Origin of the sequence: Clostridium frigoris (genome assembly GCF_018861865.1) — a bacterium.
Classification (GTDB): Bacteria; Bacillota; Clostridia; order Clostridiales; family Clostridiaceae; genus Clostridium_AD; species Clostridium_AD frigoris.
In genome coordinates, this window is the sequence record NZ_JAHLDV010000015.1 from 49,941 (window position 1) to 60,095 (window position 10,155).

Consider the following 10,155-nt stretch of genomic DNA (forward strand, 5'->3'; position numbering starts at 1 on the left):
TTTACTTTTCACTAAAACCACTAATTAAGGTTGGTATGGATTTTTGTGAATAAGACAATAAAAAAAACCCATTTATAGTAGGGTACTGAAAAAGTAAATTTTAAAATCAATATTAAGACCTAAAATATATTTTGCATTTTAGGTTAACTTTCACTTTTAACCACAAGTATATTTATCTAAAATATAATACTTAGTTTATTGTAAAAATGTAATTTCTTATAGCTTGATAAGAAAGTTTGAAGATGTTATAATTAGTTTACTTGAAAATTAAAATAGTGGTGGTGATTTAGAATGGATAATGAAACAAAGAAAATGTTCGAAATATTGATGAAGAAATTAGATACTATAGAAGAAAATCAAAAGGAAATGTATGTAAGCCAAAAGAATATGGAAATAAGACAGGATGAAATATTTTCTGTTGTAAATGCTATTGAACATAGTAATACTACGCATAAAGCAGAGATTGATAATATAATTTATAAAGTTGCACATACAGAGGGAACAATTAATAAGATAGGCGATGTAATTTCTGAGAGCAGAGCCGTAAAATAGATTCTAATCCCTTTATATTTATTAATAGCAAATAAATGTAATGAATACTGAGAATAAAAACAAAAAAAAGCCCTTTAATAGGGGCTTATTTTTATTGTTTTTGAAACTAAAGTCGCTTTATCTCCTTTTCAAGAATTTCTACTGTTAATTCATGATATTCAATTTGGTTTCGCCTCAAACATTTTTTTAGGAAATCTTTTTGCTTACCTTGTGTAGATTCCAAAAAAGAAATAAAGGTTGATGTATCCTCATTAAATATTTCAATATAAAGTGTTTTAAGCCATTTAGGCATTGATCGATATTCTTCACTAAAAGTAAAGCCATGTGGCTTCATTTTTAGTTTGTTGAGCATATGCCATACCCGGTAAGTTCTTGATTTCTTTTTTCTTGAAACTGGATGCTTCGCTAAGACATCACCATTATTGGATACTATGTATAAAAGATAATCATTATAACGCAATGTAATTTGTTCTCCTTGATAGCCCTCGGGAACGGCGTATTTTGAATTTTTTGATGTAATCATGCTATCACGATTGACAGTTCTTTTCTTTAAGGCATAATAAGTGTATTGCCGCTGCGGAAGCCTCTTTAAGAGTGCCTCTTCATGAGCAAACAGTTTTTGGCAAGTATCGTTTTTTGAAGGATGCATTCTCTTATTAGATGCATTAATGATTTCATCAATAAAGGACTGGACATCATTCAAATCCTTAAAACATTGAATATATGTTTTTTTCAAGGCTTCTTTGATTATGCCTACACCATTTTCTACTGATCCTTTCTGATTTGGGCGCCTAGGTGCGCAAAAAGATACTTCAAATTCATAATGCTTAGACAATTCGCTGAAAAGCAATGTGAGCTGTTTATCCTTTTGGGTAGGATCGTGAATTCGTTTAGCAATTTTCATATTATCAATGACAAAAATAGGGGCTGTTCCACATACATCATTGGTGAATTTATTAAATGTTTTGGCAAAAGATTTTCCATCTTCTTTTTCAGTCACATAGGCTATTTTGTAATTGCTGTATGGAAATAAGTAGACTGCAAAATAGATTCTCTTGTTTTTCCCATTGATGTTAAGAAGTCGATAACCCCAATCAAATTGTATAATTTCACCTGGGTTATAGTGTATTTTCAAATAACTTTCTTTCCTTTTGTTGTTTTCAATTGTATATAGTTCTTTAAATTTAGTTTTAGTAACATAAAAGCCAGCATCTTTGATCAATTCATAGATTTCATCGGAATTTAGCTTAACGGTTTTATACAACTGACAGGTATTTCGCGATTGATTTATATAATAGTTGATATAGCTTGAAAGTTCTTTAATATATGGGTCATATTTTGATTTCCTAGTCCGTGACGGAAATATTGTTGCCAGTTCATTTTCTCTTTTTTCTAAGGCAGTCACTGTATTTTTCGAGACATTGAGCATAGCGGCAATAGTTTCGTAAGGAATATCCTCAGAAATTAGCTGGTGGATCGCTATGTATTTGTTTGGTTCATATATCATGTATCATCTTCCTTTTTTAATATGTCATCACATGTTATCACAAGATTATCAAAAAGTAAATTAAGTTCAATAAATAAACCGATAGTTCAAATAAATATATAAAGGGGAAACAATATCATGGATAGTATAACAGAGTATAAAATATTGAGTAAATTACCCACATTCACTATTGAAGATGTCAAGCAGTTAACAAAGACTCAAAAGGCGGCATATATTCTTCTAAACGTATTAATAGAAAAAGGACTTATTGAAAAAATTAGAAGGAATCTATATTCAGCAGTAAATCTCATAACAAATAAAGTTGTTGCATCAAAGTATCAAATAGCTTGTGGTACTAATGATAATGTTTATATATCTCATCATACAGCTCTTGAGTATGATGGAGTTGCAAATAAAATTAAAAATATAGTATATATATCCTCTAATAAAAGATTTAGGGATTTTGAGTTTGAAGGCCTATATTACAAGTATATTTTATCTAAAACATCCTGTGGTATAATTACACCAAGTAATGATGAGGGAATTAGGGTTACGGATATGGAAAGAACAATTATTGATAGCATAAAAGATTTTGAAAAAATTGGTGGTCTTAAAGAGTTAATGAATTGTTTGTTAAAAATTGATTTTTTGGATGAAGAAAAATTAAGAACGTATTTAGAGGCTTATAATATACAGATGGTTTACCAGAAAACTGGATTTTTATTAAGTAAATACAATGATAGACTGCAGCTTTCTAGATCTTTTTTTGATTTCTGTAAAGGTAATATTGGAAAAAGTAAGCGATACTTATCTGGTGATGCCAAAGTAGGGGGAAATTATGATAGCGACTGGCGGTTGGTGGTACCTGAAGGACTATTTGTAAGATGAGTTATTTGTACGGTATGTGAAGATATCTGGTTATAAAGTAGAAGTAAAGACCCGTTGAGCTGAGAAATTGCTTGGCGGGTCTTTTTTTTGGATTTACGTTTAAAGTTTAAATAAAGTTTGTTATAATTAATTAAATGAGAGAAATTAGAATTCAGACACACTAACTTGAAGAAGCATATCAGCTGAGCTAAGTTAATTGGCTGAAAATTGGGAGGTCGAACATGAAGATATTAAAGCTTAAAATTATACTAGATGAAATTAAACCAGAGATTTATAGAGAAGTACTAATAGAAAAAGAAGCTACATTCCATGATTTGCATTTGGTCATTCAAAAGGTATTTGGTTGGGAAGATTATCATTTATATGATTTTACTGTAGATGACAAAAGAATAGGTTTGGAAGAAATTGATGAATCTGGCGAAACAGATTATGATTCTAACGATACAGTTATTTTCAGTGATAAAAAATCATTTAGCTATGAATATGATTTTGGCGATGGTTGGTGTCATACCATTAAAATTATAGAAGAACTAGACGCTGACCCAAATATGAATTACCCAGTCTGTGTAGGTGGGAAAAGAGCTTGTCCTCCTGAAGACTGTGGAGGGGTGCCAGGGTATGAAGAAATTATTAGTGCTGATGGAGATGATAAAAAAGAATTCATAGACTGGTTAGGATATGAGTTTGATCCAGAAGCTTTTACAGTAGAATGGGCCAATGAAAGATTAAATGATCCTGACTGTTGTAGAAAGGGATATACTGTAGAAGATCTTGCAGGGATGGCTGGAAAAACACCTGCTACAATAAAGAAGTGGGTTAAAAAGTTAGAGGATAATGAGTTAAGGGATTATCTTTGGAAATATAAAGGTAAGACTTTATTACTTGATCCAGAGGGCGTGCCTGTTCTATATAGTCATTTGAGATAGAAATAGAAAACATAATACTCGTCGAGCTGAGAAATTGGCTTGGCGGGTATTTTTTTACGTTGATACCTATGAATTCTAATTTTACAGGAAAACATTCCCCTTTTTATTAATCCTATAATGTTGTATAATATATACGAACATATGTTTGGAGGGGATAGTATGAAAATTGTAGCAAAGGGGATAGAAGTAGTTTCTTGGACTGATATAGCTGGGAACATAAATCCTGTAAGATTTAAAATTATTAAAGAAGATGGAAGTAATTCTGTTGTAAAAATAGATAAAGTTATTTGTGTAGATAAAGAAAAGCTAGCAGGTAACAATATGCGCGTGTATAAATGTCAGAGTGTAATTAATGGAGCTGATAGGCTGTATGAACTTAAATATGAATTGGGTACATGCAGGTGGGTATTATACAAGATTTAGATATAAAGTAAAAATACCGCACCTAGGGGGAACCCAGTGCAGTATTACCTTTATTAGTTCGTTAGTTATTAAATTAAAAGGATATTTAAATTATAGACTATTTTAAAATTTCTATTCACTGGAACTATAATTTAGGTCAAAATAAAGAAGAGGTTTAAAGGGCATAGACATGGTCAATACTTCTAAATAGAGGTGTTGACCATGTTTTTTATTATTTCTACATTAAAAACGGGCGATTTGTGTTCAATAAAAAGAAAATTAATTTCAATATACTTATTAAATGTAACAGATATTATATTTACGATTATACTAGTCAACACAGGTTTGTTTTTAGAGTTCAATGCTATAATGGCATCACTTGTGAACAACAGTCAATTATTAAGTATAATAGTTAAGGTGTTATTGCCATTTGCGCTATTGCTTGGCGTATACCAAAGAATGAAAGATGCTACGGTAAAACAACTATATCAATCAAACATTATTATTAATGGGTGCTTAATATTTTATGGACTTATAAATATATCCCACGTTGTTTGGTGTATATTATATGCTGTTGTGAAAGTTTAGGGTAGGTTTTGGTGTATTCGATAAAAGTATAAAAGTAGATACCAGTTGAGCTGATAAATTAGCTTGTCGGGTATTTTTTTTGTTTTTTTGTTTCTATAGAGTAAAGATTCCATCATCGGTAAAATTTTATGACATGTCGGAAATGACATCTCTTTATTGTTCGTAATTACATAGTTTTTCTTCTTTTATAACTTGACCTTTATCTAAATCTATAAGCATAACGTAAATATTTGCTCTTAAAGATAATGGTGGTCTTCTAAAAAAATAATCAAATGATTTTATATCGTTTACCACTATAGTAAATTTATCAATAGTACTAAGTTCGGTCATAGCAATCATAGCGTAGACATTTTGGAAATGCATTAATGGCATAGAGCCTCTACTGTTAATTGTTGCTTTAAATTCTAAATACCATTTTTTGTATTCAGACTAAGGCTTGTAATTCCTTTAAATAGAGCTGTTACTCCAGACGAATATCAGGCAATAGCAAGAAGAGTGGCTGGGGATTTAGGCATTGATTTCTTTGATGATACAACATATCAGCCACAAAGATTAATGTATTGGCCATCTACATCATCAGATGGACAATTTGTATTTAATGTTTTAGATGAACCTTGGCTTAATGCTGATGAGGTTCTTAAAAGATATGCTGACTGGAAGGATTCTTCCTTCTGGCCTGAAAGTTCAAGGAGTAAAACTGAGAGAAAAAAGATAGCAGACAAGCAAGGAGATCCAAGAGAAAAGTCTGGGGTTATAGGAGCCTTTTGCAGGAATTACACAGTAGTTGATGTTATAGATAAGTTCTTAAATGATGTGTATTCGCCTTGCGAGGAGCCAAACCGTTATACCTATACAAAAGGAAGTACAGCTGGGGGACTTATCATTTATGAAAATGGTGACTTTGCATATTCCCATCATGGAACTGATCCTGCTTCAGGGAAGCTCTGCAATGCTTTTGATTTAGTAAGGCTTCATAAGTTTGGTGATCTTGATGAAGATATCACAGAAGGAACTCCTGCTGTAAAGCTCCCTTCTTTTATAGCCATGATGGATTCTGTTATGAAAGATGGAGAGGTTAAAAAGCTGATCATAACGGAAAGAATAGCTGAGGCTGAGGAGGATTTTAAAGATGATGAAGACTGGCAGACTAGGCTTACTATAAATAAAAATGGACAGATAAAAGATGGCTTACAAAATCTTGTGCTTATTATGCAAAATGATGAGAGCCTAAAGACAATTGCCTATAACCAGCACCGTGATGGAATAGATGCTAAGGAAGGCTTACCGTGGAAACAAATTAAAGAAGGATGGAGTGATTGTGATATGTCAGCACTAAAAGTATATTTCGATAAAACCTATGGAGTTTGGTCTCCAACTAAAACAAAAGAGGCGCTCATTGCAGTTTCAGCAGAAAGGGCCTACCACCCAATAAAGGAATACCTAGATGCACTTCCAGAGTGGGATGATATAGAAAGACTTGATACCCTTTTAATAGACTACCTAGGAGCAGAGGATAATGAATATTCAAGAGCAGTAATTAGAAAAACACTTGTAGCAGCTGTTGCAAGAATATATGAGCCAGGTACGAAATTCGATAGTGTTTTAATTCTTAATGGCCCACAGGGAATAGGTAAGAGTACCTTCTTTTCAAGACTCGGTAACAAATGGTTTTCAGATAGTTTAACTATAACTGATATGCGTGATAAAGCTGCAGCAGAAAAGCTTCAAGGCTATTGGCTCTTAGAACTTGGGGAACTTGCAGGTATAAGAAAAACAGATGTGGAAACTGTTAAATCCTTCGTATCAAGAACCGACGATAAGTATCGTGCCAGTTATGGAGTTAATGTTGAAAGTCATCCAAGGCAATGTGTGGTAGTAGGTAGCACAAATAGTGAAAGTGGATTTTTAAGGGATACAACAGGAAATCGTAGATTTTGGCCAGTTAGAGTTACTGGCAATAGTGTGAAGAAAGCATGGGAGCTTGAAGAGGTAGATCAGATATGGGCAGAAGTACTATGTGTTTATAGAAAAGGAGAAGTTCTATTCTTAAAGGGTGATGAAGCTCAAATTGCCATATCTGAGCAGGCAGATGCTATGGAAACAGATGATCGTGAAGGCTTGGTGCGAGAGTACTTGGAAAAGGCATTGCCAGGGAATTGGAGTTCAATGGATTTATGCGACCGAAGGAATTTTTTAAGTGGTGGTGATTTTGGTGTCGCTGAAATTGGAACTGTTAAGCGTAATATTGTTTGTCCTATGGAGATTTGGTGTGAGGGTTTTGGAAAGGACTCAGCTAATCTTAAGAAGACAGACTCTTATGAAATTACAGCTATAATGGCAAGAATTGAAAACTGGAAACCTTATGATGTAACGAAAAGTGGAACAACAAGATTTCCAATTTATAATAAGCAAAGAGCATTTATGAGAGTGGAATAAGAAATAAAAGATTATACCATAAACAACTGGAATGAGAGGTACAAGCCGTTAGGTTGTTCCAAGGCTATGTTCCAGTAAAGAAGTTAGTAGTTAAGCCATTTGGCATGGTCAGAGGAATAATGGAACAAGGGTTACTATTTAGATAAATAATAATAAATAAGTAGTATATATAATGTAATATGTGATATATGACCCACGAGGCATTTTGAGCCTTTGTTCCACCTCTTGTACCTTTGCATTTTGAAAGGGGATTTTATTAATGGAGAGAATTATTGAAAATATATTAAAAGATGATTTTGTTGAGTATGCCAAAGTTTATGAATTAGAAGCACTCAATGGAATGTCTAAGAAGGAAGTTAAAATAGTTAAGAAAAAGTTGGGAATTCAAACAGTTACCTCAGTGAAGCAAGAGGAGAGATTATGGCTATGGTATATTCCGAAAAACATCTGGAGCAGGTACTTACTAAGGAAGTAAAAAAGCTTGGAGGGCTCGCATTAAAGTTTGTATCTCCAGGGATGGCAGGTGTGCCAGATAGATTGGTACTAATACCAAATGCAAGGATTGTTTTCATAGAACTAAAGGCACCAGGTAAAAAGATGAGACCACTTCAATTAAAAAGAAAACAGCAGCTTGAAGCTTTAGGCTTTAAGGTTTACTGCATAGATAGTTTTAATGCAGTAGATGATCTTATAAGGGATGTGATGGGATGAAATACGAACCTCATAGTTATCAAGAATATGCCACAAAGTGGATTTTAGATAAAGAAAAAACAGGACTTCTGCTGGACATGGGACTTGGGAAAACGGTATGTACCCTTACAGCTATAGAGGAACTTATGCATAATTATTTTGAGATTGCAAAAGTTTTAGTAATTGCACCCCTAAAGGTAGCAGAGGATACTTGGAGCAGCGAAACTGAAAAATGGGACCATTTAAAGCATTTGAAGATATCAAAGGTATTAGGAACTGAAAAAGAACGTAGAGCTGCACTAAATACTAAAGCTGATATTTATGTTATTAATAGAGAAAATGTGGTGTGGCTTATAAAATATTGTGGTAAGGATTGGTCCTTTGATATGGTAGTTGTAGATGAACTTTCAAGTTTTAAATCTTCAAAATCTCAAAGGTTTAAAGCTTTAAGGAAAATAAGAACTAAAAGAATAGTTGGGCTCACCGGAACACCAGCACCAAATGGACTTATGGATTTATGGTCAGAGATTTATCTTTTGGATCAAGGTGAAAGACTTGGTAAAACACTTACAGCTTACAGAGATAGATACTTTATGCCGGATAAGAGAAATCAAAATATTATATTTAGTTACAAACCAAAAGTTGAGGCAGAGGAATCTATTTATAAAAAGCTATCAGATATATGCATAAGCATGAAAGCTAAGGATTACTTAGAACTTCCTGAGAGGATAGATAACATAATATCAGTTAAACTTCCAAAGAGTGTAGAAGAAAAGTATAAAAAGCTTGAGAAGGATCTGCTATTACGACTTCAAGACTCAGACATAGTTGCAAATAATGCCGCAGTACTTACAAATAAACTTCTACAATTTGCAAATGGAGCTGTGTATGATGAGGAAGGTGTAGTTCAGGAAATGCATGATGAGAAACTTAAGGCCCTTGAAGATATTATAGAAGTTTCTATTGGTAAGCCAGTTTTAATATTTTATGCCTATAAGCACGATAGGGATAGGCTTAAAAAGCATTTTAAAAATGCTAAGGAGCTAAAAACTTCAGAAGATATAAAGAAGTGGAATAATGGTGGGGTAGAAATAATGCTTGTGCATCCAGCTTCAGCAGGACATGGACTTAACCTTCAAGCTGGAGGAAATATCATAGTTTGGTTTGGACTTACTTGGAGCTTAGAACTTTATCAGCAAGCTAATGCAAGATTATATAGGCAAGGACAAAAACAGAATGTTATTATTCATCATCTCATAGCAAAGGGAACCATAGATGAAGATGTGATGAAAGCACTAGAGAATAAAAGTATTGGTCAGGAAGCACTGCTTCAGGCGGTGAAGGCTAGGATTAGAGGTGGAGCTTATGACAAAAGCAGCTAATGCAAAAGATACTGAAATGTTATTACAAACAATAGCATATCTAGAAAGTGTAATAGTTCCATCAAGAGACCTCGCATTTATTTATTGTGCTGTTTGTTATTTAAGAAAAGCTATTGATGAAGGGGGTGTGGCAGATGACTAAGAAAGAATTATCACAACTTTATTATTTAAATAGAGAAATTGAAGAAATGAAAAATAGATTAGAAGAATTAGAGTGCAGTGCAGCTTCTTGTACAAGCATTATAACTGGAATGCCACACGCCAGTGGAATATCTGATAAAGTAGGTAAATATGCAGCTGAGATAGCGGATTTAAAAAGCCTCTTAGATTTAAACTTAAAGAAATGCTTTTATGAGTTAAGCCGTCTTAACAGATATATAAATGGAATAGGTGATAGTGAAATGAGGATGATTTTAAGTCTTAGATATATTAATGGACTATGTTGGGAACAAGTATCACAAAGTATTAGTCCTTATGCTTCTGGTGATAGTGTAAGAAAAGCACACGATAAATTTTTGAGGAAAAAAACAATGTAAATAAAATAGAAAAGTAGTACTGAAAAAAATCAAATTATCATTTCTTATTATAAATTTATTAAAATAATTATTGACTATCTTCATGCAGAATGCACATAATAGAGTATGGAACAAAAATATTTAGTATTTTTATCGGGTAGGTGCTAGCGCCATCTCGATTTTTGTACGTCCAGCATGTTAGCTGAGCCGATAGGCTGAAAGAAGCCTATGTCGCCTAACCAACGGGAAGACAACCTGAGAGCAAGGGATTTACTGGCAACGGTAGGGTC

At 33.2% G+C, this 10,155-nt stretch carries 13 protein-coding genes; 11 read left to right on the forward strand and 2 right to left on the reverse strand.

All coding sequences use genetic code 11. The features are described 5' to 3' along the window. Positions 1-291 precede the first annotated feature (291 nt). Positions 292-552: a M domain protein gene (locus tag KPL37_RS08895; RefSeq protein WP_216148170.1), complete on the forward strand. Its 261-nt coding sequence runs from the start codon at positions 292-294 to the stop codon at positions 550-552. Between the two features lie 106 nt (positions 553-658). Here the strand turns inward: KPL37_RS08895 and KPL37_RS08900 are convergent, their stop codons facing one another. After that, complete coding sequence (locus tag KPL37_RS08900) at positions 659-2,059, reverse strand: Mu transposase domain-containing protein (protein WP_216148173.1); 1,401 nt, start codon at positions 2,057-2,059, stop codon at positions 659-661. Between the two features lie 117 nt (positions 2,060-2,176). Here KPL37_RS08900 and KPL37_RS08905 point away from each other — a divergent pair, with 117 nt between their 5' ends. From KPL37_RS08905 to KPL37_RS08920, 4 genes are all read left to right on the forward strand, one after another. Continuing rightward, positions 2,177-2,926, forward strand: a complete 750-nt coding sequence (locus KPL37_RS08905) for a type IV toxin-antitoxin system AbiEi family antitoxin domain-containing protein (RefSeq protein WP_216148176.1) — start codon at positions 2,177-2,179, stop codon at positions 2,924-2,926. 221 nt (positions 2,927-3,147) lie between these two features. Further along, positions 3,148-3,852, forward strand: a complete 705-nt coding sequence (locus KPL37_RS08910; protein WP_216148179.1) for a plasmid pRiA4b ORF-3 family protein — start codon at positions 3,148-3,150, stop codon at positions 3,850-3,852. A gap of 159 nt (positions 3,853-4,011) precedes the next feature. After that, positions 4,012-4,275 (forward strand): hypothetical protein, encoded by a 264-nt coding sequence (locus KPL37_RS08915; RefSeq protein ID WP_216148182.1) that lies wholly within the window; start codon positions 4,012-4,014, stop codon positions 4,273-4,275. A gap of 201 nt (positions 4,276-4,476) precedes the next feature. Continuing rightward, positions 4,477-4,842 carry a DUF5658 family protein gene (locus KPL37_RS08920; RefSeq protein ID WP_216148185.1) on the forward strand — a complete coding sequence of 122 codons (366 nt, stop codon included), beginning with the start codon at positions 4,477-4,479 and terminating at the stop codon, positions 4,840-4,842. 153 nt (positions 4,843-4,995) lie between these two features. Here KPL37_RS08920 and KPL37_RS08925 read toward each other — a convergent pair whose 3' ends face one another. Next, positions 4,996-5,214: a hypothetical protein gene (locus KPL37_RS08925; protein ID WP_216148188.1), complete on the reverse strand. Its 219-nt coding sequence runs from the start codon at positions 5,212-5,214 to the stop codon at positions 4,996-4,998. 123 nt (positions 5,215-5,337) lie between these two features. Here KPL37_RS08925 and KPL37_RS08930 point away from each other — a divergent pair, with 123 nt between their 5' ends. The 6 genes from KPL37_RS08930 to KPL37_RS08955 all read left to right on the forward strand — a co-directional run bounded on the left by KPL37_RS08930 (position 5,338) and on the right by KPL37_RS08955 (position 9,886). Next, positions 5,338-7,278, forward strand: a complete 1,941-nt coding sequence (locus KPL37_RS08930; protein WP_343216238.1) for a virulence-associated E family protein — start codon at positions 5,338-5,340, stop codon at positions 7,276-7,278. A gap of 259 nt (positions 7,279-7,537) precedes the next feature. Then, positions 7,538-7,753, forward strand: coding sequence for a hypothetical protein (locus KPL37_RS08935; RefSeq protein WP_216148191.1), 216 nt, complete (start codon positions 7,538-7,540; stop codon positions 7,751-7,753). Next, positions 7,699-7,989: a PDDEXK family nuclease gene (locus tag KPL37_RS08940; protein WP_216148194.1), complete on the forward strand. Its 291-nt coding sequence runs from the start codon at positions 7,699-7,701 to the stop codon at positions 7,987-7,989. Before KPL37_RS08935 ends, KPL37_RS08940 begins: the two co-directional genes overlap by 55 nt. Then, positions 7,986-9,350, forward strand: a complete 1,365-nt coding sequence (locus tag KPL37_RS08945) for an SNF2-related protein (protein WP_216148196.1) — start codon at positions 7,986-7,988, stop codon at positions 9,348-9,350. The genes KPL37_RS08940 and KPL37_RS08945 overlap by 4 nt, the downstream gene beginning before the upstream one ends. Beyond that, positions 9,334-9,492 (forward strand): hypothetical protein, encoded by a 159-nt coding sequence (locus KPL37_RS08950; RefSeq protein WP_216148200.1) that lies wholly within the window; start codon positions 9,334-9,336, stop codon positions 9,490-9,492. Before KPL37_RS08945 ends, KPL37_RS08950 begins: the two co-directional genes overlap by 17 nt. Beyond that, entirely contained in the window at positions 9,485-9,886 is a 402-nt protein-coding gene (locus KPL37_RS08955; RefSeq protein ID WP_216148203.1) for a hypothetical protein, read from the forward strand. The genes KPL37_RS08950 and KPL37_RS08955 overlap by 8 nt, the downstream gene beginning before the upstream one ends. Positions 9,887-10,155 lie beyond the last annotated feature (269 nt).